We start from the raw sequence: 21249 nt of genomic DNA, 5'->3' as shown, positions 1-21249 counted from the left end.
CGCGGGAGATCACCCATGTCCTCAGCACAGCAACCCATGACGCTCGCCCGGATAAGCCGACTGATCGAACAGGAAGAAATCGAGTCGGCCGCCGTTCTCCACCTGACCGCCAACGAGACGCTGCCGTCACCGGCGGCGCAACGGGTGCTGTCCACCCCACTCGGAAACCGGTACCTGTTGGAACACCTGGAGATGCGCGAGGACTCGCCGTCGCGGCTGAACAATTTCCTCTACCGGGGAATGAACGGCGTCAACGCGATCGAGGCGTCCGCGACGGAGGTCTGCCGGCAACTCTTCGGCGCCGATTACGCCGAGTTCCGGTGCCTCTCCGGCATCCACGCGATGCAGACGACCTTCGCCGCGCTGTCCCAGCCCGGCGAGAAGATCATGCGCATTTCCACAAAGGACGGCGGCCATTTCCTCACCGAGCTGATCTGCCGCTCCTTCGGCCGGCGCAGCTGCACGTACGCCTACCGCGACCTCTCCGAGATCGACCTGGACCGCACCCGGGAGGTCTTCGAGGCCGAACGACCCACGCTGCTGTTCCTGGACGCGATGAACTACCTGTTCCCCTTCCCCGTGCGCGAGCTGAAGGAGATGTGCGGCGACGTGCCGCTGGTCTACGACGCCTCGCACACCCTCGGGCTGATCGCCGGCGGCCAGTTCCAGAACCCGCTCGCCGAGGGCGCCGACATCCTTCAGGCCAACACCCACAAGACGATGTTCGGACCGCAGAAGGGCATCATTCTCGGCAACAGCCGGGGGCTGATGGAACGGATCAGCTACACCCTGTCCAACGGCATGGTCAGCAGCCAGCACACCGCCTCGACGCTCGCGCTGTTCATCGCCCTGCACGAGATGTACTTCCACGGCCGCGAATACGCCAGCCGGGTCGTCGAGAGCTCCCGGTATCTGGCCGCAGCCCTGCACGACCGCGGGGTACCGATGATCGCCGCCGACCGCGGCTTCACCCGCAACCACATGTCCTTCATCGACAACCGGCCGCTCGGCGCCGGCCCGGCCCTGCTGGAACGGCTGCTGCGGGCCGGGATCGCGGTCAACCGCTCCGTGGCGTTCGAGCAGACCGACACGATGCGCCTCGGCGTACAGGAGGTCGTGCGGCGCGGGTTCACGAACGCGGACTTCGATCTCGTGGCGGACTGGCTGGCGCAACTGCTGCTGCACGACGCGGACCCGGGACCGATCTCGCTGGCCGTCGCCGACCTGGTCGGCTCCCGGAATCAGATCAAGTACTGCGAGCCCGAGCACGGGCTCGTGACGGAGGCGGTGCCCAGGATCGGCGGCACCGCGGCCATCGGCCGGCCGGCGGCACCCTCCACCCCTGTCGCCGCACCGCGCTGGGCCGACATCCAGCTGCGCCGCGAGCCCATCGAGATCGATCACCGGTCGTTCGACGGTGCCCGGTCACTCGGCCGGCTCGCCGGTGTCTTCGAGCACCAGACCGACTCGGCGGGAAACATCAGCTTCCAGCGCGACGGCAGCACCTTCGTCACCGCCACCGGCGCCTACATCCGGGACCTGGGACCGGCCGACTTCGTCGAGCTGGAGGCCCGCACCGGCACCACGCTGCGGTGCCGCGGCACCGGCACGCCGTCCGCCGAGTCGTACATGCACTACCTGATGCGTACCACGGTCGACGCCGCCTTCGTCGTGCACAACCACTACATCCCCGACGACCAGGAGCTCAGCCGGTTCGACGTGCTGGTCATCCCGCCCAAGGAGTACGGCAGCGTCCAGCTCGCCGAATCCGTCGCCGAGGCGGCCCGGAAGAGCCGGCTCATCTACGTCCGGCGGCACGGCCTGGTGCTCTGGAGCGCCTCGCTGGAGGAGGGGAGCGAACTGCTCGCCACCCTGGCCAAGGCGCTGCACGCGACCGCGAACGCCTGACTCAGTGTCCCCGGAACGCCTCCTCCAGCCACCACGCGGGGCGGCCCGCGGAGACCTTCAGGTCGACCACCATCGGCACGTGGCGCGGGCCGGCCACCCAGTCCGCGACCGGGGCCAGGTCGCCGTCCCGCCGGACGGTCGCCGCTTCGCAGCCGTAGCCACGGGCGATCGCGGCCAGGTCGGTCTCGGGGAAGACGACGGTGGAGAGCGGATGCCCGGCGGGGCCGAAGTGGTGCACCTCGGCGCCGTAGGCGTCGTCGTTGTACACCACCACGAGCATTCCCAGCCCGAGCCGCCGTACGGTGTCCAGCTCGGCGATGCCCATCAGGAAGCCGCCGTCGCCGCACGCGGCCACCGGCAGCCGGTCCGGTGCGGCCAGCGCCGCACCGAGCGCGCTGGCCAGTCCCAGCCCGATGGACTGGAACGCCTGGGTGAAGCAGAAGCCGCGGTGGTCCGGCACGGACAGGAACATCGACGGGTACCCCATGAAGTTGCCGGAGTCGACCGCGACCACCCGCTCGGCGGGAAGCAGGTCGTCGAGCGCGATGCTGGCCGTGCGCGGGTCGATGTGCGAGCCGTCGCCGTCATCGGTGTACGCGACGTCCCGCCACCGCCCCTCGGCGCCCAGCCGGGCCGACACCTCCGCGGTGCGGTAGCCGGCGCTCTCCCCCGGCAGGGCGGCGCGCACCGCGAGCGCGCTGGTGCGGGCGTCGCCGACGATGCCGGCGTCGACGCGGTGGTGGGCGCCCAGCGCGGCCGGGTCGAGGTCGACCTGGACCACCGTGGCGCCGGCACCGAGCAGCGCGCCGTGCCGGGTGGTCCACATGTTCAGCGACGCGCCCCAGGCCACGACCAGGTCGGCGGCGCCGATCAGCTCGGCGGCCAGCGGTGTGGCGAAGCCGCCGGACACGTCGAGGCTCCACGGGTTGCCGGCGAACAGTCCCTTGGCCACCGCCGAGGTGGCCAGCAGCGCTCCGCAGGCCGAGGCGAGCGTCTCGAGTTCCGCCCGCGCGTCGAGGGCGCCGCGGCCGGCGATGAAGACCGGGCGCCGCGCGCGGGTGAGCAGATCGGCCAGGTCCGTGACCGCCTCGTCGGACGCGCGCGGCTGCCGCACGTCGAGCTGATCCTGGGGTACGCCCGGTTCCGCGGGCGCGCCCTGGATGTCGAGCGGGAGGTTGAGCACGACGGTCCGGCGCTGCCCCACCGCGGTACGCCAGGCCCGCACGGTGTCGGCGACCGCCGTGTCCGGCCGGTGTACCCGGTCGCTCACCGCGCCGACCGCGTGGGCCAGGGCGTCCTGGTCGACCCGGAAGTTCGACCGCAGCGCGCTGGCCGCCGGCTCGGCGGCGAGGACCAGCATCGGCGTGCGGCTCTTCGCCGCCTCGGTGATGCCGGTCATCGCGTTGGTCAGCCCGCAACCCTGGTGCACGGTGACAACGCCGACGCGCCCGCTGACCCGGGCGTACGCGTCGGCCGCCGTCGCCGCGCCGCCCTCGTGGCGGGTGGCGACGAACCGCGCGCCGTGCCGCACCAGCGCGTTGGTGACGTGGAAGTTGCCGCTACCGACGACACCGAAGACGTGGTCGGCGCCGAGGCCGGCCAGCGTCGCGCCGACCACCTCGGCGACGGTCGCCGTCATCGCTCGGCCTCGGTCATCGCTCGGCCTCGGTCATCGCTCGATGAGGGCGAGGACCCGGGTGGGGCTGCCGGAACCGCCGACGATCGGCAGGGGTGCGGTGATCAGCACGGCGCCGGTAGGCGGCAGCTCGTTGAGATTCTGTAGCTGGGTCAGCCCGTACTTGCCGGCGCCGAGCACGAACGTGTGGCACGGGAACGGCGGGTCGAACGAGTGCGCGGCACCGGCGTCCGTGCCGACCGTCTCCACGCCGACGCCGATCACCGGCGCCTCCTCGGCCAGCCACTTCGCCGCCTCGACCGAGATGCCGGGGGTGTGCGGGCCGGTCTCGTCGGCGTTGAGGAACGCCTCCTGGTCGCCGGACCGGGCGTCCCATCCGGTACGCAGCAGCAGCCAGCCGCCCTCCGGCAACGGCCCGTGCGCCGCCTCCCACCGCCGTACGTCATCGACCTCCAGCAGGAAGTCGGGATCGGCCGCGACCCGGTCCGCCACGTCGATCACCGCGGCCGGCGCGACCAGCCGCCGCGGCAGGATCTGCGAGACGTCCTCGCCGTCCTTGGCGGTGACCCAGTGCACCGGGGCGTCCAGATGGGTGCCGGTGTGCTCGCCGGTGTGGATGTTGTTCCAGTACCAGGCCGGCCCGCGGTCGTCGTACCGGCTGATCTCCTCCAGGCTGAAGGTCGCCGTGTCGGCGAACGGCTCCGGCAGCCTGAGGATCGGGGTACGGCTGGACAGCGGCGCGGTGAGGTCGACGACGGCGATGGACCCACCGCTGATCCCGGCCACGAGTGCCTGCAGAATGCTCATCGAGCCCCCACTTTGCGACGATCATCGACGACAGTGCGAGCCTATGCCATTCACGGCCGCGGTCTTGTTCGGATTCGCGACGCTCGCCCAGGTCACCCCGGCAGGGCGAGCCGGGCGTCGAGCCGCAGGAATCGGCCGTACCGTTCGGCGGCCTGGCCGAGGGCGTCGATCTGTGCGGGCGCCAGGGGCCGGTAGGGCAACAGGTCGAAGCGCACGTGGTCGGGGGTGACGGTCCGCCGCATGGCGGCGACCAGTTGAGCGTCGACCAGAGCCATCCCGATCGCGGACTCCCGGGTGCGGGGCACGGCGCCGGCGGCGTCCAGCACCCAGCGGGAGTCCTGGTAGCCGCGGTAGGTCTCGTCGAGGACCTGGAGGAGATGGCCGGCGGGCTCCTCGGGACCGTCGGGCGGATCGGCCGGGGCGTGCCAGAAGGTGCGCCCGTCGTGGTGGAACGAGTCGAGCCGGTCGCGGACCTCGTGCAGGCCGGCCCGCACGTCGGTGAGGGTGAGGGTGGCCCAGTAGGCGAGGTCGCGTTCGGTCGCGGGGCCGTGTCCGGTGAAGTAGCGCAGGGCGAGCTCGGCCAGGGCCTCGCCGCGGTCGAGCCGCCGCGGCGCCGGCACCCGCTCGGCCATGAGGGCGTAGGTGTGCTCGCCGTCGACGACCGCTCCGCTACAGATCAGCCCGTCCAGCTCGGCGTGCGCGAGGAGGATCATCAGCATCTGCCCGCTCCCCCCGACGCCGCGCCCGCCCAGCTCGTCGGCCAGCCGGGCGCGGGTGAGCTGCCGGCCCGCCAGCGCCTCGGTGACGGCGACGACCGCCCGGTCGACGGCACGCTCGTCGAGGCCGTGTACGGCGCGCAGCTGCTGCCCGGTGACCCGCCGGACACGGGGACCGGTCAGGTCGAGCAGCCAGCCGAGATCCTCGGCGCGCACGAAATGCCAGGTCGGCCGCAGCACATGCGTCCGCAGAACGACGCCCTCGTCGAGCAGCGTCGCCAGGTCCGCCCGGTCCGGGTGCCGGGTGCGCGCCGCCACGGCCCACGCCGCCTGACCCGGATTCTCCGCCTGGACCGCCAGCAGCGAACCGACAGCCTCGCCGGCCGCGGCGGCGTGCGGCGCGGCCAGGTGCTGACTACGCAGCCGCCAGCGAGCAATATCGAGGTCCCGCACCATGCCGCGCCCTGTATCGGCTATCCCCATTCCCGGCGCACCATGGGCTGTCCCGGTTCCTCATGCGCGGGCTCCGCTTCCTCCGCCTCGACCAGGTCCTCCGGCCGAACCCGGGCAGGCAGCTGACCGAACCGCTTGTGCCGCAGGGACGCCAGCTCCTCATCCGTGCCGGGCTCGGCCGGTTCACGATGCTCACTCATCGCTGACCTCCTTCGTCGGCCTCGCAGACCGGCAGGTTCCCATCGTTCCTGCCCGCTCCATCAAGGCATCCAGCGAACCGTAACGCGATCTGCTTCGCCGCGACGAGGTCGCTCTGCTCCGTGCGCTCGATGTGCCGGCGGGTCGCGCGTCAAGATCTTGTCGCCTATCCTGCCGCGGTGGCCATGTTCCCCAGCCCGCCGATCCCGTCGAGCCATGAGAGCCGGCCCTCACGCTTCGCCGGGATGCGCGCCGGGCCGATCGGCAAGATACTCATCGGTGTCGTCGCTCTGACGGTGGCGGGCCTTGTGACTTGGGACATCGTGGACACCTCCACCCGCGAAAGGCTGACGTTCACCTACGTCTCCCAGCCGGGCGACGGCATGATGGATCAGCTGTTGCTGATCGACAACGATGACGCGACCGCGGTGACGCCGACTCTCTCGTTCACCGCGCTGGACGGGTCCGGGGAACCTCTACCGGGCGTCACGGTCACGACGGCCTACGGCAGCGACCGCGGTGGATTGGTGGTACCGCCTGGCGGCGGCTACGACGTGCTCATCTTCGGCGGACAACCCGCGGGGGAAGTAGCGGACGTCAGGGTCACCGTCGACGACGCGCCCACCGTGCGATTCCCGTCCCACAGCGACGAGGTGGACGTCACGGCCCTCGACGATCAAGGGCTGTCGACCACCGGGGACGGCCGCATCGCCGCCGTCGAGCTGACAAACACCAACGGCGTGCCCGTCACGGTCCGGCTCGTATATCTGGTGTGGAGCGACTCGGAGCCCGGACAGCCTCAGCAGGCCGAGACGGTGACGCCCATCGGCGACCTGATCGAGATCTCCGGCGACGGCCGCGTCACGGTTCCGGTGACCGGCCAGGCCGACGCCGCCAACCGCGCGGCCGTAGCCGCCAACCGCTCGGCCAGCGTGAAGGCCTACTTCGCGACCACTCCCTCCGGAGCGTGAGGGCGATCTGCTCGGCAGTCGAAGTCCGGCGCCCTGGTCTCGGGTGGATACTGGGTCAATGGCAGCGACCCGCCGTCGGTTCACCTCCACGGTGCAGGCCGCGCCTCGTGGTCATGTCCTGATCCCTGTCCCCTTCGACCCTGACACCGTGTGGGGGCGCAAGGATCGTCATCTGGTGGGCGGCACGGTCAACGGTGTGCGCGTGCGCGGCGCGGTCACCACGGCACCGGACGGCTACGCACTTACCCTCGGCCCTGCCTGGCTGCGTGATTGCGACCTGGCCCCCGGGCACAAAGTCACCGTCGAGATCATGCCGGAGGGTCCTCAGCGCGCCGACCTGCCCGACGATGTCGCCGCGGCCCTGGACGCCGACCCGAAGGCCGGGGCCTTCTTCGACTCCCTCGCTCAGTTCTACCGCCGCGCCTATCTGCGATGGATCGACGCCACCAGACGCCGGCCCGAGCAACGCCCCGAGCGCATCGCCGAGATGATCCGTCTGCTGGCGACCGAGCAGAAACAGCGTCCCCGGCCACAGCCGTGAGCGCGGCGGCTCAGCCGGCGGTCGCGGCGACCAGGGTGAGCACGAACGCGGCGACGATGACGGCCACCCGCGCGTAGTGCAGGCGGTCCCAGCGCTGCTGCTGCTCACGCCAGTCGTCTGGGTGGTCGTCGGCCGTCCACGTCGCGGAGCGGTTGTTGATGGGCACGAGCAGGGCGATCGACATGACGACGCTCACGGCGAGCAGGGCGGCGGCGGCGATGGCGGCGCCGGCCGCCGGCCCGCCCCAGCCGGCGGCGGCCAAACCGGCCGTGAGGATCAGCGACGCGATGTACCAGTACGGCATGACGCGGCCGAGGACGCGCGCACCGTCGGCGCGCGCCTCGAGTGACGGGCCCGCCGGCAGTCGCAGCAGGATCGGGTTGACGAAGACCGCGGCGAGCGGCCGAGCGCCGGCAGCAGATCCTCGACGCGGCCCGGGCCGTGTCCGAGGCCGACGGCTGGGCCGCCGTCACGTCGCGGCGGCTCGCCGACGTGATCGGCTACACGCAGCCCGTGCTCTACGCGCACTTCCCCGGCGGGAAGACCGATATCATGCGCACGGTGGCGCTCTCCGGATTCACCGAGCTGGCATCGGCGACGCGAGCCGCCGTGGGGCGCAAGACCGGCGCGCGGGCCGTCACGGCGGTGGCCGGCGCATACCTCGACTTCGCGGCGGTGCATCCGTCGCTCTACGAGGCCGAGCTCGCCGCCCGCTTCGGGACCGACCGCCGGTAGGAGGAGACCGGGTCAGCCCGCGAGGGCCGCCAGGGCGCTGCGGGTCTGGCCGAGCGGGTCGGGCCCGAGCGGGCGCAGCACGATCGTCGCGACACCGGCGTCGGTCAGGGCCTGGATCTTGGCCGGGATGTCGCGTGCCGGGCCGATCAGGGTGAACAGCTCGTCCTGAGGCACCCCCAGCCAGTCCGCCTGGGCGGCCACCAGCTCGCCGGTGACCTTCGCGGCGTCCGCCGGGTCGTCGTTGACGTGCAGGTACACGAAGGTGATCAGCTCGTGGCCGTCCCCGGCGCCGCCGCGGCGGATGTGCCCCAGCGCGGCGCCGACCTGTGCCGGGCCGTTGCCCTCGGCGAGGATCGTCCCGTCCGCGACCCGGCCGGACAGCTCCAGCGAGCGCGGCCTGACCACGCCGGTGACGATCGGCGGCACCACCGACGGCGGGTGCACCAGGCTGACCCCGTCGAGGTGCACCTCGGCGCCGTCCAGGGTCACGGTCTCGCCGCGGAGCAGGCCCCGGACCGCGGTGACGCTCTCCTCCAGCAGGGCGAGCTTGGCCTTGCGCTCCGCACCGACCTGGCGCATCCACTCCGTCACCCCGTGCCCGACGCCGGCGACGACCCGGCCCGGATGCACCCGGGCCAGCGTCGCGAGCTCCATGGCGAGCAGGGCCGGGTTGCGCAGCGGTACCGGCGCGATGCCGATGCCGACGCGGATCCGGGAGGTGGCGGCCAGGGCGAGCGCGGTGGAGCCGATCGACCCGGCCCAGCCCAGGTCCTCGACCAGCCACAGGTCGTCGACGCCGAGCTCCTCCACCGCGGCGGCGTACGCCGGCAGCTCCTCGGGGGCACGGTCACGGTCGAACATCACTCCGATGCGAGGCATCAGGTGATCATAATGAGCGCTGGCGCGACGACAAGGCGCCCCAATACCATGAGTGATGGTGATCAAACGGTGGCTGCTCGGAGCCGCCCTGGTGTCCGCCGTCCTCGTGGTCGCCGGATTCCAGATCTCGCCGCCCGCGCCCGGCGACGAACTGCCGCGGACGATCACCGTCGAGGGCGTCGTCCACGAGCGTGCCCACCTCGTCACCTTCAGGTCCTACCCCGGCGAGAAGCGGGTGTCGGTGTCGGTGCCCGCCACCTCGCGGCCGATCCTGGTGCGCGCCGCCTGCCGGCTCGCGTTCCTGCACCGCCGCCGGGCGCTGTCCGCGCTCTCGGTGCAGGTGTGGTGGATGCGTGACGGCGGAAACGTGGCGGACCTGCCGGACACCGGAGGCAACGAGTACCTCTGGTGCGATCCCGGCTCGGACAACCAGCGGCTGGCGCAGACCATCGACCCGAGCTGGCTGCCCGGCGAGGACGGCCGGCGGCACCTGATCTGGCATGAGATGCCCACCGTCGCCGACACCCCGTCGGACGCGCCCGCCTCGTGGGCGCTCGCCGTCTACACCGCGAGTTAGGCGGCCCCGACCGCGGCGGCGATCGGCTCGAGCCCCGCGATCAGCTCGTCGAGTTCGTCCACGCTGAGCACCTCGTACGCCGGGGCCGCCAGCTCGTCGGTGAGCGCCTCGATCCGCCGCCTGGTCTCCCGGCCGGCGTCGGTGAACCCGCCGGCGGCGTCCACGAGGCCGCGGGCGCGCAGCCCGTCGACGACGGCGGCGAGTTGTTCCCTGGGCAGGTGGTGCACCCGGCCGAACTCCGCCGCCCGCATGCCGAGGGAGAGGGCGAGCAGCACGTGTGCCTCGGTGCCGCCGATGCCGTGGGTGAGCAGGGCCGCGTTGTGGCCGTCTCCGCGGTGCTCCCGCAGCAGCGTCGCCGCGTGCCAGAGCCGGGCCACCGGTTCCTCGGGCACGTCGAGCGCCCGGAGCCCGGCGTACAGCGCGCGGCCCTCGGTCGGCGCGCTGACCGCCGCCCGGGTGGCGAGGTCGGTGACCCGCACCAGGCCGGGTGAGGCGGCGAGGTCGCCCATCATCGTCCGCAGCGCGGCGGCGCTCCCCCGCTCGCGCACGGCGACGGCCTCCCGCGGGGTGGTCTTCCCCCAGACCCACGGGATGTGGCGCGCCACCTCGCCGTCGGCGAAGTTGTAGAAGATCGCGTGCACCACCTCGGCCGGTGCCGTCCCCAGCGGCGCGGCGCGGCCCGCGAAGTATCCGTCCCAGTAGTTGCGCATGCCGAGGGCCAGGAACTCCTCGTTCGGTATCTCGGAGAAGGTGACGGTGGCGATCGGCTCCACGAGCTCGAACATGCGGTGGACCCGGGCCTGTGTGTGCGGCATGGTCGGCGACTCCTGTGATCGTGACGGCGCCCTCGTGGCGACCGCTCACCCCGGCTACGAACGATGCTGCCCGGATCCGACAACCCGGGTCGAGGTCAACACGGGTCTGTGAGATACCGACACACCGGAACACCGGGACAGACAGCGGGCGCATGGTCGGTCTAAGGTTCCGACCCGTGAAGGTCCTTTTCCTCATCAACAACGGTTTCGGCATCGGCGGCACGATCACCACGACCTTCAATCTCGGCGGCGCCCTCGCCGAGCGGGGACATCAGGTCGAGGTGCTCAGCACCATGCGCTGGCACGATGTGCCCCAGCTGCCGCTGCACCCGGACGTGCGCCTGATGGCGCTGGTCGAGGCGCGGAAGGGCCATCCCGACTACCTCAAGGACGATCCGCAGCGCGGCCTGCCGCCGAATGTCTACCCGAAGGCCGACTACCGGTCCAGCGACTACGACCTGATGGTCGAGGAGCGGTACGAGCGATACCTGAAGGGCAGCGACGCCGACGTGGTGATCGCCACCCGGGCCGGGCTGATCGCCTATGTCGCCCGGTTCGCACCGGCCCGGATGATCAGGATCGGCCAGGAGCACCTGACCCGGCTGCACCAGCGCAAGGCGATGCGCGCGGAGCTGCCGCTGCACCTGCGCAAGCTGGACGCGTTCGTGACCAACACCGCGCGCGACGCCGAGGACTACCGGGCGCACGTGAAGCTGACGAACACCGAGCTGACGTCCATCCCGAACAGCGTGCCGGCGCCGGCCGTGCCGCGCTCGCACGGCCGGGACAAGATCGTGGTGGCGGCCGGCCGGCTGGTCGGCACCAAGCGGTACGACCTGCTGATCCGGGCCTTCGCCGCGGTGGCGGCCGAGCGCCCGGACTGGCAGCTGCGGATCTACGGCCAGGGCCAGGAGGCCGGCGACCTGCGCGCCCTGGTCGCCGAGCTGGGGCTGCACGACAACGTGCTGATGATGGGCCCGTACACGCCGATCGAGACGGAGTGGGCCAAGGGCGCGATCGCGGCCGTGACCTCCGACCGGGAGTCGTTCGGCATGACCCTGGTCGAGGCGATGCGCGCCGGGGTGCCGGTGGTCAGCACGGCCGCGCCGCACGGTCCGGCCGAGATCCTCCAGGACGGGGTGGACGGCCTGCTCACGCCGGTCGGTGACGAGGCCGCCATGGCGGCCGCGCTGCTGCGGCTGATCAACGACGACGCGGAACGGGAGGCGATGGCCGACGCCGCGCTGAAGAACTCGGAACGCTACGACCCGGCGCTGATCGCCGAGCGCTACGAGCAGCTGTTCGAACGACTCGCGGCCCGCAAGGCCCGATGGCGCTGGTGGCACCGCCTACAGCCCCGGCCGGCTCCGCAGCCGGCACTCGGCCCGGCGCTGACGTCCGCCGTGCCGACCGTCGACGCGCAGGTCACCGCGGACGGCGAGCTGGTGCTGGCGGGCGGCGCGGGCCTGGTCTGGTGCCGCGGCGAGGACAAGGTGCCGGTCGGCGGCGACCTGACGGAGGGCAACTGGCGGCTGCGCACCCAGGACGGTGCGGCGGTCCGGGCCGGCCGGCTGGACACCCGGGCCCTGATCGCCGGCACGGCCACCCGCGTCGAGCTGCCGCACCGGCTCAACGACGGCTGCCTCGGCCTGCGGGTCTGGGACCGGCCGGCGTACGCCGAGATCGCCGCCGTGCGGATCGACGGGGACGGCCTGCGGATCGAGGGGCGCCTGGTCGGCGCCGAACCCGCCGGTCCGGTGCTGGAGCTGCGGGGCGACACCGACCGGGAGCTGCCGGCCTCCGTCACCGACTCCGGTTTCGCGGTACGGATCGGCGCGCTGCCGGCGGGAACGTGGCAGCTCTGGCTGCGCCCCGCGCCGGGGCTGCCCGCGCTACGGCTCGGCCGGATCCTGGACGACGTGATCCGCAAGGACCACGCGTACGTGCTGCCGCCGATCGTCACCGGCGGCGTCACGATGCAGCCGCTCTACGACACGAACAACCAGTTCTCGATCCGCGTGACGGGCTGAACCGGGCCGGTCACCTCGGCGTCGAGTCCGGGTTGTCGTCGTTCCAGGTCTCGCGGAGCTCGCGCTTGGAGTCGCGCCACCATTGGCCGAAGTCGGCGCGCCACTGCCGCAGGTCCTGGGCGACGTCCTTCAGCGCGTGCAGGTAGCCGGGGTCGTCCATCCGCGCGCCGACCAGCTCCGCCAGGCCGAAGCACCACAGCACCGGCACGGCCGCCAGGGCGAGCACCGGCAGCCACCACCGGCCCGTCACCGCGTACCCGATGAGGAGCGCTACCTGCGCGCACACGGTGACCACCCCGCCGTGCGCGGCGCGGCGCAGCAGGGCGGGCGCGAGGCGCAGGCAGCGCCAGGGCAGGCGGCCCGCCGGGACCAGCAGGCGCAGCGCGAAGCCGGCGACCACGGCGGCGAAGAGCCCGGCCGCGATCCGGGCGAGGGTCCCGGCCGGCGGCCAGCCCGCGCCGGCCAGGGCGCCGGCCGTGACCAGCGCGATCGCCACCGAGAACCAGATGCGCAGCGAGCCGAGCAGGCCCCGGATCGGCCAGGTCATCGAGACCACGTCGGGGCGGGCCGGGTTCGCGCTCGCGACGTCGCGCAGTGCCCGCATCGACCGGCCGACCCGCAGCCGCTCCCCGTCGATCATGGCGAGCAGCCAACGCCCGTATTCGTTGTCGGGGTCGATCGCCAGCGCGGCCCGGGCCGCCTGCTCGGCCGCGTCCCGCCTGCCGGCGACGCGGGACACATCGGCGACCGTGAGCAGGGCGTCGACCGACTGCGGCGCGAGCGACCGGCCCCGGTCGGCGGCGGCGCGGGCCTCGTCGAAGCGGCGGTCCGACGCCAGCGTGCGGGCCAGCACCAGGTGGCTCGCCGGATGTTGCGGCGCGAGCCGGACGGACTCGGTCGCCGCGGCGATCGCGTCGCGGTCGCGCAGCAGGCAGAGCAGCGCCTCGGCGCGCTCGCCGTGCGCGTCGGCGAGGCCGGGCCGGGACGCGATCGCCGCGTCGCAGGCGGCCAGCGCGGACACGTAGTCGAACTGCTTGCGCAGCACGAAGCCGAGCATGGTCAGCAGGCGGGCGTCGGCCGGGTCGGTGGCCAGGGCCGCGCGCAGCGTCGACTCGGCGTCGGCGTAGCGGCCGGCCTCGGCGAGGTGCCAGGCCCTGCGGTACGCGTCCTCCCCGCTCACAGCAGCTTGCGCTTCTTCAGGTACGCGGCCAGGTCGTCGTACTCGCCGCTCTCGTTGCCGAACATGGCGACGTTGCGGGCGGAGGCGAACCACGCGCCGGTGGACGGGCGCACCTCGCCGATGGCGGCGGTCATGTCCTGCTGGGAGATCATCCGGACCTGGCCGGTGGTGATCGCGTCGCGCATCGCGAACTCGGCCGCGGTCTCGCACACGTGTGCCAGGTCGGCGCCGGAGAAGTGCTCGGTGCCGGCCGCGAGGGCGCTCAGGTCGATGTCGGCGATGGGCCGGTCGCGCAGGTGGTATTCGAGGATGGCGGCGCGGGCGGCCGCGTCGGGCGGCAGGACCAGCACGGTCCGGTCGAGGCGGCCGGGGCGGCGCAGGGCGGCGTCCACGTCCCAGGGCGCGTTCGTCGCGGCCAGCACGAAGACGCCGTCGTTGTTGCCGTCGACGCCGTCCAGCTCGGCGAGCAGCTGGTTGACCAGGGTGCGCATGGCCGAGGAGCCGAGCTGGTTGCGCTTGTGCCCGAGCGCGTCGATCTCGTCGAGGAGCAGCACGCACGGGGCGTGGGTTCGGGCGGCCGCGAACAGGTCGTGCAGGTTGCGCTCGGAGCTGCCGACCCACATGTTGAGCACGTCGACGATCGAGAGCGAGATGAAGCCGGCGCCCATCTCCCCGGCGACCGCCCGGGCGAGGAAGGTCTTGCCGCAGCCGGGCGGGCCGTAGAGCAGCAGCCCGCCGCGCAGGCTCTTGCCGAACAGGGTGCGCAGCTCCGGGTTGCGCAGCGGACCGAGGAACGCGAGCTCGAGCCGCTTCTTCACCTCGTCCATGCCGCCGACGTCGGCGAGGGTGACGGTGGCCCGCTCGACGTCGTGCGCCCGGTCGTCCGGGCCCCGGACCGGCTCGGGCTCGTCGCCGGCGGGCACGAAGCGCGGCGGCACGACACCCTGGAACTGGTCCTCCATGGCGGCCCAGTCGACGCCCGGCCGCGCCGGCGGCGCCGCGGGTGAGACCGGTGCCGCCGGGGCCGGCGGCTCGCCGCCGAGCGCGGCGGCCATCAGCCGGCGGGCCGCGTCGTCGCCGGGGTCGCGGGCCAGGACCTGCGCGGCGTGCCCGACCGCCTCGCCGGGCCGCCCGGCGGCCAGCAGCAGCTCGGCCAGGTGCCGCCGCAGCGGCAGGTCGTCCGGCCGCGCGGCGACCGCCGCGAGCAGACTGTCGATCAGGCTGTCGCTCATGAGAGGCGATTATGCCCGGCGGCCGCGAGCGGTCAGGCGGCCCAGGTCCCGAGGGTGGCGAAGAACGCGATCACGTCGGCGGCGAGCTCCTCGGGCACCTCCAGGGCGGCGAAGTGCCCGCCGCGCGGCAGCTCGGTCCAGTGGCGGATGTCGTAGGTGCGCTCGGCCAGCGGGCGCACCGACAGCAGGATGTCGTGCGGCAGCACGGCGACGCCCATCGGCACCGGGCAGGGCACGCCGTAGCCGCTCTCCTTGCCCAGCCGGGCCGACGAGCCGGCCGTGCGGGTCAGCCAGTAGATCGACACGTCGGTGAGCAGGACGTCGTCGCTGATCTTCGACGCCGGGTCGGCCCACTCGGTGAACTTCTCGGCGACCCAGGCGAGCTGGCCGACGGGCGAGTCGGTGAGGGCGTACGAGATCGTCTGCGGGCGGGTCGCCTGCAGGACCTGGTAGCCGGGCCGGTTCGCGGCGAAGGCCGCGGTCCGCTCGGCGCGCTCGGTGTCGGACTCGGACAGCCCGGCGGTCGGCCCGGTCAGCGGCAGGTAGTTGACGTGGACGCCGACCACCCGCTCGGGCGCGACCGTGCCCAGCGCCCGGGCGATGCCGGAGCCCCAGTCGCCGCCCTGCGCGCCGAACCGCGGGTAGCCGAGCCGGGTCATCAGCTCGGCGAACGCCCGGGCGATCCGGTGCTGGTCCCAGCCGCGCTCCGCGGTCGGGCCGGAGAACCCGAAGCCCGGGATCGACGGGATCACCAGGTGGAAGTGGCCGGTCAGCGGCTCGATCATGTCGAGGAAGTCCAGCACCGAGCCGGGCCAGCCGTGCACGAGCAGGAGCGGCAGCGCGTCCGGGTTCGCGGACCGCACGTGCAGGAAGTGCACCCGCTGCCCGTCGATCCGGCTGACGAACTGCGGGTACGCGTTGAGCGCCGCCTCGTGCCCGCGCCAGTCGTAGCCGGTGCGCCAGTGCTCGGCCAGGTCGCGGACCCGGGACAGCGGGATGCCGTAGTCCCAGCCCGCGCCGGGCAGCTCGTCGGGCCAGCGGGTGCGGGCGAGGCGGTCGGCGAGGTCGTCGAGGTCGGACTGCGGTACGGCTACCCGGAAGGGCTGAATATCGTTCATGCGACTAACGTTAGGCCGACTAACGTTAGGATGGCAAATGTTAGCCTGCACACATGGACGACCTCCCGAGCCGGCTGCTGACCCGGACCGCGGCGCTGGCACACCGCCTCGTCACCGAGCGTTTCGCCGAGATCGGCGCGCGCGGCTACCACTACCGGCTGCTCACGACGCTCATCGACGACGGGCCGGCCAGCCAGGCGGACCTGGGACGGCGCACGGACATCCACTTCAGCGACATGGTCGCGGCGCTCAACGAGCTGTCCGACGGCGGCTATGTCGAGCGCCGGCCGGACCCGGCCGACCGGCGCCGCAACACCGTCACGGTGACCGCGGCGGGACGCCGGCGCGCGGCGGCCCTGGCGCGGCGGGCCGCGGAGATCCAGGACGAGCTGCTCGCGCCGCTGTCGGCCGCCGAGCGCGGGGAGTTCGTGCGGCTGCTGCGCCTGGTCAGCTCAGCCGCGGCTGAAGGCTGAGCGCCACGTCGCGTGCCTGGCCGGGCGACGCGGCCGCGTCACCGGCGGACCAGACCTCCGAGAGCACGGCCTGCACGAAACCCCAGGCGACCACCCGCTCGACCGGCATGGCGAGGCCGTCCGCGAACTGCTCGACGCGCGCCGGGAGCAGGTCGAGCACGGGCTCGTCGCCGTCGAACGGGTTGTAGAGCACCGCGCCGATCTCGTAGCCGGGATCGCCGAGCACGCCGTGCGGGTCGATGGCCAGCCACGGCTCCCGGGTCCCGGCCAGCACGTTCTCGTGGTGCAGGTCGCCGTGCAGGACGACGCGGCGCGGCGCGGAGGCGCACAGCTCGCCGAAGAGCCCGGCGGCCCGCTCGACGAGGCGACGCGGAATGGGGCCGTCGCCCGGGAAACGCCGCAGGTACGCGGCGAACTCGTCCCCGTAGGTGGCGAGTTCCCGGCACGGCAGCCCGGGCGGCGCGGGCCGGTGCAGGCGCCGCATCATGGCGACGAGCACGGCCGTGGCCTGCTCGTCGTGTTCGCGGACCAGGGTGCGCAGCGTGCGCCCGGGCTCCACCCGCTCCAGCAGCAGCGCGCCGCGGTCCCGGTCGTGGTTCAGCAGCGCGGCCGCGCCCGCGCCGGCGAAGAACGACAGCGCACCGGCCTCCGACGCCAGGTCGGGCGCCGTCGGCACGCCGAGCTTGAGCACCGCCGGCGAGCCGTCGGCGGTGCGCACGGGCGCCACCCAGTTGAAGCTCAGCGGGTACGGCGCGCCGACGGTCAGCCGCCAGTCCCGGGCCACGGCGTCGATGAGCGCCGGCAGGCCGGCCAGCCAGTCGCGGCCGGCGTCGCCCCAGGCCGTGGCGACGTTGCGGGTGAAGCCCTCCGGAAACATCGGATCATTGTGGTACAGAAAAAGCCGCCACGGGTGTGGCGGCTTTCTCCGTGTGCTGCGCTGCCCAGGTCAGGCCGGCCGTCGGATGCCGGTGATGGCACCGCCGCGGTCGATCGAGGCCATGCGTACGTGGTCACCGGTGTGTGGCGCGTGAACCATGGTGTTGCCGCCAACATAGATGCCCACGTGGTGCACGGGACTGCCGTAGAAGACCAGGTCGCCCGGCTGCAGATCACTGCGGCTGACCGATCTGCCCTCCCTGATCTGGTCACCTGTGTAGTGCTCCAGGTGCACCCCGACGGCCGCCCACGCCACCTTGGTCAGGCCGGAGCAGTCGTAACCGCTCGGGCCCTCGGCGCCGAAGACGTAAGGCTTGCCGATGAGGTCGCACGCCCTCTGCGCCGCCCGGCCGCCCTTGTCGTTGGCGTAGTCGACCGGACAGGGTCCCGTCTTGAACTGACCGTCGTCGCCGCCGTTCGCGCCGTAGGCCTTGATCCGCAGCTTCTGCAGCTCGTCGACCTTCTTCTGGATTTCCTTCTTCTGCTGTCCCAGCAGCTTGTCGCGCGCCGCGACAGCATTGGTCAGGGTGTCCAGATCACGCCTGTCGGCCGAGAGCTTGTCACGCAGCTTCGACACGTCCGCGACCGACTCGCGCTGGTGCCGGCCGAGCTGGTCGAGGAACGTGAGCTTCTCGGTCAGGCCGGTCGGCGAGCCACTGACGATCATGGCCTTCAATGCGTTGGGCGAACCCTGCATGTAGGCCTGCCCCGCCATGGCGCCCACCTGCGACATGGCGAGATTGACTTGCAGCTCCAGCGGAGCGAGCCGCTTGTCGATCTTCTTGAGCTGTGCCCGGTTCTTGAGCAGCTGATTGTGCACGTTGTTGTACTGCTCGATGACCGGTTCCAGCTTGTTCCACTGCTCGTCGATCTGCTTTTCGATGCTCGACGGTGACGGCACCGCGTGTGCCACCCCGGGCGCGAGAAGAATCCCGACCGCGGCGACGGCGCACGCGACGCTGCGCAGAATTGCGGCGTGGCGCGCCTCAATCCGTTTCACGTAGGTGCAGTGTCCTTTCTTCCCTCATCCGCCGACCGGGTTAGCTGACGGGTTCGGGCGGGAAGCACGCCCGGCCACGATGGAGCTGTGGCTTGACCCCGGTTTCCTGGGTCCCCGGCTCGTGAAACACGATTAGGCGGTGGCCCGTCAGTTCGCCCGGGGGTTCGGACGAGGGGGGACTGCCGAGCCGGCACCACCGTACTCCCGATCAATGGGTAAGAGAACCCGGCATTACCAGGGCACACACCGCATAACACCCAGTGACCCTCAGTAATTAATGGAGACTTAAAGGGGCCACGCGGAGAAGGCCCGGTCCAGCCAGGGCAGCACCACGATCACTGTCGGTAACACCAGCAACCCGGCCGCCGCGCCGGCCGCCGCGACGGTCAGGCCGGCCGACCGCGGGTCGGCGCCGGCCAGCCGGTCCATCCGGCGCCGGCGCTCCGCCTCGGCCCCGCCGGCCCCGGCCGGCGCGTCCGGGCTGACCGCGTCGCCGAGCAGCGCGAGGGCCGTGCGCAGCGCGGCCGCGCCGCCGCGCCGCCGGGCCGCGTCGTCCGCGACCATCTCCAACAGCAGGTGTACGGCCTCGAGCGGCGCGCGGCTGCGCAGCGGGCGCGGCACTGCCCGGTAGAACGCGGTGAACGACTCCATCACCACGTCGTGGCGGTGCCGCAGGTGTGCCTGCTCGTGCGCGATGACGACGCCCACCTGCGCGGCGTCCAGGACCCGCAGCGCGCCACTGCTGAGCACCACCCGCGACGAGCGCCCCGGCAGGCAGTACGCGACCGGCAAGGGCCCGTGCAGCACCCGCAGCCCGTCGGGCACCTCGGCCGGCAGCTCGCCGTGCCGCTCGGCGGTGTCGAGCAGGTCGACGAGCATCCGGTGCCGGGCCCGGCGGGCCCGCGCCCGGGTGGCGACCCGGAACAGCGAGACCAGCAGCCGCAGGATGATCAGCGCGGCGACGGCGAGGGCGCCGATCAGCGCGGCCGCGCCCACCATCCGCCCCGAGCCCAGCTCGCTGACCAGCTCCTGCGGGCCGGCCAGCACCACGCCGAGCGCGCAGAGCACCCCGGCGAGGGTGACGCTCTGCCAGAGCAGCACCGCGGCGGCCGGCGCCCGGTCGGGCCAGCGTGCCGTCGCGAGGATCCCCGGAACGGCGAGGGACAGGGTCAGCCCGAGCGCGCCGAGCAGCAGCGCGGTCACCGGGCGGCGCCCGGGTCCCTCCGCGCCGCCTCGATCGCGGCGGTGAGCGCGGACGGGTCGATCCGGCCGACGAAGTGCGCGAGCGCCGCGTCGCGGACGCCGTCGGGCGCGGCGCTGAGCGCGTCGAGCATCAGGGCGGCCGTCATCTCCTCGCGGCTCTGCGCGGGCGCGTAGCGGTAGGCGCGGTCGGCGCGCTGCTGGAGCACGACGCCCTTCTTGGCGAGCCGGTCCAGCACGGTCATCACCGTCGTGTACGCCAGGTCGCGGTCGCGGCTCAGCCCGTCGTGCACCTGTCGCACGGTCAGCGGCGCGCACGCGTCCCACAACTGCGCCATGACCTCGCGCTCCAGGTCCCCCAGTGCCATGCGGCCCACTCTACTGCACAGCGTCGTACTACGACCCGTAGTATCTACTACGCATCGTCGTAGAGGGGGATCACCCATGGATGTGCTCGACCTGACCCGGCTCCAGTTCGCGGTGGTGACGATCTACCACTACTTCTTCGTGCCGCTGTCGATCAGCCTCGCCTGCGCCGCCGCCGGCCTGGAGATCGCCTGGCTGCGCACCGGCCGGGAGAACTACCTGCGGCTCACCAAGTTCGTCGGCGGGCTGCTCATCGTCACGTTCGCCGTCGGCGTCGTCACCGGGCTCGTGCAGGAGTTCCAGTTCGGCATGGCGTGGAGCAACTTCGCCCGCTTCTACGGCGACGTGTTCGGCCCGACGCTCGCCGTCGAGGGCATGCTCGCGTTCTTCCTCGAGGCCACGTTCCTGGCCCTGTGGTACTTCGGCTGGGACCGGCTGCCGCGGCGGCTGCACGCCGCGACGATCGTGGTCGTCGCCGTCGGCACGGTGCTGTCCGCGTTCATCATCCTGGCCGCGAACTCGTTCATGCAGAACCCGGTCGCCTACTCGCTGGACCCGGTCACCGGGCGGGCCCGCCTCGACGACTTCGGCGCCCTGCTGCTCAACAAGGTCAACCTGGCCGCGTTCCCGCACACCCTCGCCGGGGCGATCATGGTGGGCGGGTCGCTGCTGCTGGCCGTCGCCGTGCGGCGCACGGCGTCCGACGCCGGGTTCCACCCCCTCGCCCGCCTCGGCGCCTGGATGACCGTCGCGGGCGGCGCGCTGACCGCCCTGACCGGCGACCACCTCGGCAAGGTGATCACCGAGGTGCAGCCGATGAAGATGGCCGCCGCCGAGTCGCTGTACGAGACCACGACCGGCGCGCCGTTCTCGATCTTCGCGGTCGGCGACATCAGCGGCGGCAAGCCGTTCTTCAGCATCGAGGTGCCCTGGCTGCTCTCGATCCTGGCCAAGGGCGGCCCCGGCGCCGAGGTACAGGGCATCGACGACCTGCAGGCCCAGTACGCCGCCCAGTTCGGGCCGGGCAGCTACGTGCCGATGATCCCCGTCGCGTTCTGGACCTTCCGGCTCATGATCGGCGTCGGCATGCTGGCCATGGCGGCCGCCGCGCTCTACCTGTGGTCGACCCGCGGCGGCCGCACCCCCGGCCGCGGCCGGGCGGGCCGGCTGCTCCTGCGCCTCCTGCCGCTGATCCCGCTGCTGCCGACCGCCGCCAACACCTTCGGCTGGCTCTTCACCGAGACCGCCCGCCAGCCGTGGCTCGCGTTCGGGATCTCCCGGGTCGCCGACGGCATCTCCCCCGGCCTGACCGCCGCCGAGGTCCTGGCCTCCCTGATCGGATTCACCGCCGTGTACGGCGCGCTCGCCGTCGTCTGGCTGCGCCTGGTCCGGCAGCTCACCCGGCGGCCACTCACCCCGGCACCGGACCCGGCACCGGCCGGCGCCGCGCTCGCCGAAGCACCGGTCTACTGAGGAGC

22 protein-coding genes and 1 riboswitch are annotated in these 21249 nt (G+C 72.7%); of the genes, 8 read left to right on the top strand and 14 right to left on the bottom strand.

Translation table 11 applies throughout. From position 1 onward, the window contains the following. Positions 1-15 precede the first annotated feature (15 nt). Positions 16-1908, top strand: a complete 1893-nt coding sequence (locus BJ971_RS17955; RefSeq protein ID WP_184994411.1) for a fluorothreonine transaldolase — start codon at positions 16-18, stop codon at positions 1906-1908. Between the two features lies 1 nt (position 1909). Here BJ971_RS17955 and BJ971_RS17950 read toward each other — a convergent pair whose 3' ends face one another. From BJ971_RS17950 to BJ971_RS17935, 4 genes are all read right to left on the bottom strand, one after another. Then, a complete protein-coding gene (locus tag BJ971_RS17950; protein WP_184994410.1) occupies positions 1910-3547 on the bottom strand; it encodes a thiamine pyrophosphate-binding protein in 1638 nt (545 codons plus the stop codon). A 30-nt stretch (positions 3548-3577) separates the two neighbouring features. Continuing rightward, entirely contained in the window at positions 3578-4351 is a 774-nt protein-coding gene (locus tag BJ971_RS17945; protein WP_184994409.1) for a cyclase family protein, read from the bottom strand. Positions 4352-4443: 92 nt separating this feature from the next. Beyond that, positions 4444-5523 (bottom strand): winged helix DNA-binding domain-containing protein, encoded by a 1080-nt coding sequence (locus BJ971_RS17940; RefSeq protein WP_184994408.1) that lies wholly within the window; start codon positions 5521-5523, stop codon positions 4444-4446. Positions 5524-5540: 17 nt separating this feature from the next. Next, positions 5541-5720, bottom strand: a complete 180-nt coding sequence (locus BJ971_RS17935; RefSeq protein ID WP_184994407.1) for a hypothetical protein — start codon at positions 5718-5720, stop codon at positions 5541-5543. 177 nt (positions 5721-5897) lie between these two features. Here BJ971_RS17935 and BJ971_RS17930 point away from each other — a divergent pair, with 177 nt between their 5' ends. Then, positions 5898-6689, top strand: coding sequence for a hypothetical protein (locus BJ971_RS17930; RefSeq protein WP_184994406.1), 792 nt, complete (start codon positions 5898-5900; stop codon positions 6687-6689). A gap of 58 nt (positions 6690-6747) precedes the next feature. Further along, entirely contained in the window at positions 6748-7230 is a 483-nt protein-coding gene (locus BJ971_RS17925; RefSeq protein ID WP_184994405.1) for a YdeI/OmpD-associated family protein, read from the top strand. A gap of 10 nt (positions 7231-7240) precedes the next feature. On the opposite strand, the gene BJ971_RS17920 is transcribed toward BJ971_RS17925, so the two are convergent. Further along, the gene (locus BJ971_RS17920) at positions 7241-7534 is read right to left on the bottom strand and encodes an anthrone oxygenase family protein (RefSeq protein ID WP_307837401.1); all 294 of its coding nucleotides are present in this window, start codon (positions 7532-7534) and stop codon (positions 7241-7243) included. Positions 7535-7650: 116 nt separating this feature from the next. Here BJ971_RS17920 and BJ971_RS17915 point away from each other — a divergent pair, with 116 nt between their 5' ends. Continuing rightward, positions 7651-7965: a TetR/AcrR family transcriptional regulator gene (locus tag BJ971_RS17915; RefSeq protein ID WP_184998930.1), complete on the top strand. Its 315-nt coding sequence runs from the start codon at positions 7651-7653 to the stop codon at positions 7963-7965. 12 nt (positions 7966-7977) lie between these two features. Here BJ971_RS17915 and BJ971_RS17910 read toward each other — a convergent pair whose 3' ends face one another. Beyond that, positions 7978-8844: an LLM class flavin-dependent oxidoreductase gene (locus tag BJ971_RS17910; RefSeq protein ID WP_184994404.1), complete on the bottom strand. Its 867-nt coding sequence runs from the start codon at positions 8842-8844 to the stop codon at positions 7978-7980. Between the two features lie 55 nt (positions 8845-8899). Here BJ971_RS17910 and BJ971_RS17905 point away from each other — a divergent pair, with 55 nt between their 5' ends. Next, complete coding sequence (locus tag BJ971_RS17905; protein WP_184994403.1) at positions 8900-9421, top strand: hypothetical protein; 522 nt, start codon at positions 8900-8902, stop codon at positions 9419-9421. Here the strand turns inward: BJ971_RS17905 and BJ971_RS17900 are convergent. After that, on the bottom strand, positions 9418-10236 hold the full coding sequence (locus tag BJ971_RS17900; protein ID WP_184994402.1) for an SCO6745 family protein: 819 nt from the start codon (positions 10234-10236) through the stop codon (positions 9418-9420). The two genes, BJ971_RS17905 and BJ971_RS17900, sit on opposite strands and share 4 nt — an antisense overlap. Positions 10237-10412: 176 nt before the next feature. On the opposite strand from BJ971_RS17900, the gene BJ971_RS17895 reads away from it, so the two are divergent. Then, positions 10413-12266, top strand: a complete 1854-nt coding sequence (locus tag BJ971_RS17895; RefSeq protein WP_184994401.1) for a glycosyltransferase — start codon at positions 10413-10415, stop codon at positions 12264-12266. A gap of 10 nt (positions 12267-12276) precedes the next feature. Here the strand turns inward: BJ971_RS17895 and BJ971_RS17890 are convergent, their stop codons facing one another. The 3 genes from BJ971_RS17890 to BJ971_RS17880 are packed head-to-tail and all read right to left on the bottom strand — an operon-like array spanning position 12277 to position 15787. After that, complete coding sequence (locus BJ971_RS17890; RefSeq protein ID WP_184994400.1) at positions 12277-13446, bottom strand: tetratricopeptide repeat protein; 1170 nt, start codon at positions 13444-13446, stop codon at positions 12277-12279. Beyond that, positions 13443-14678: an AAA family ATPase gene (locus BJ971_RS17885; RefSeq protein ID WP_184994399.1), complete on the bottom strand. Its 1236-nt coding sequence runs from the start codon at positions 14676-14678 to the stop codon at positions 13443-13445. The genes BJ971_RS17890 and BJ971_RS17885 overlap by 4 nt, the downstream gene beginning before the upstream one ends. A gap of 32 nt (positions 14679-14710) precedes the next feature. Then, positions 14711-15787: an epoxide hydrolase family protein gene (locus BJ971_RS17880; protein ID WP_203709450.1), complete on the bottom strand. Its 1077-nt coding sequence runs from the start codon at positions 15785-15787 to the stop codon at positions 14711-14713. A gap of 62 nt (positions 15788-15849) precedes the next feature. On the opposite strand from BJ971_RS17880, the gene BJ971_RS17875 reads away from it, so the two are divergent. Then, positions 15850-16269, top strand: coding sequence for a MarR family winged helix-turn-helix transcriptional regulator (locus tag BJ971_RS17875; protein WP_184994397.1), 420 nt, complete (start codon positions 15850-15852; stop codon positions 16267-16269). On the opposite strand, the gene BJ971_RS17870 is transcribed toward BJ971_RS17875, so the two are convergent. The 4 genes from BJ971_RS17870 to BJ971_RS17855 all read right to left on the bottom strand — a co-directional run bounded on the left by BJ971_RS17870 (position 16244) and on the right by BJ971_RS17855 (position 19773). Then, a complete protein-coding gene (locus BJ971_RS17870) occupies positions 16244-17146 on the bottom strand; it encodes an aminoglycoside phosphotransferase family protein (protein ID WP_184994396.1) in 903 nt (300 codons plus the stop codon). The two genes, BJ971_RS17875 and BJ971_RS17870, sit on opposite strands and share 26 nt — an antisense overlap. Positions 17147-17215: 69 nt before the next feature. After that, the gene (locus BJ971_RS17865; protein WP_239087592.1) at positions 17216-18118 is read right to left on the bottom strand and encodes a C40 family peptidase; all 903 of its coding nucleotides are present in this window, start codon (positions 18116-18118) and stop codon (positions 17216-17218) included. 101 nt (positions 18119-18219) lie between these two features. Continuing rightward, positions 18220-18354: riboswitch (cyclic di-AMP (ydaO/yuaA leader) on the bottom strand. Between the two features lie 136 nt (positions 18355-18490). Then, on the bottom strand, positions 18491-19408 hold the full coding sequence (locus BJ971_RS17860; protein WP_184994394.1) for a M56 family metallopeptidase: 918 nt from the start codon (positions 19406-19408) through the stop codon (positions 18491-18493). Next, positions 19405-19773, bottom strand: coding sequence for a BlaI/MecI/CopY family transcriptional regulator (locus BJ971_RS17855; RefSeq protein ID WP_184994393.1), 369 nt, complete (start codon positions 19771-19773; stop codon positions 19405-19407). The genes BJ971_RS17860 and BJ971_RS17855 overlap by 4 nt, the downstream gene beginning before the upstream one ends. A 76-nt stretch (positions 19774-19849) precedes the next feature. On the opposite strand from BJ971_RS17855, the gene BJ971_RS17850 reads away from it, so the two are divergent. Beyond that, entirely contained in the window at positions 19850-21244 is a 1395-nt protein-coding gene (locus BJ971_RS17850; RefSeq protein ID WP_184994392.1) for a cytochrome ubiquinol oxidase subunit I, read from the top strand. The last annotated feature ends 5 nt before the right edge of the window (positions 21245-21249 follow it).

The sequence above is a fragment of the Amorphoplanes digitatis genome (genome assembly GCF_014205335.1).
Taxonomy (GTDB): Bacteria; Actinomycetota; Actinomycetes; order Mycobacteriales; family Micromonosporaceae; genus Actinoplanes; species Actinoplanes digitatus.
The sequence above is the reverse complement of the archived record's forward strand: the minus strand, read 5'-3'. Positions and strand labels throughout refer to the sequence as shown.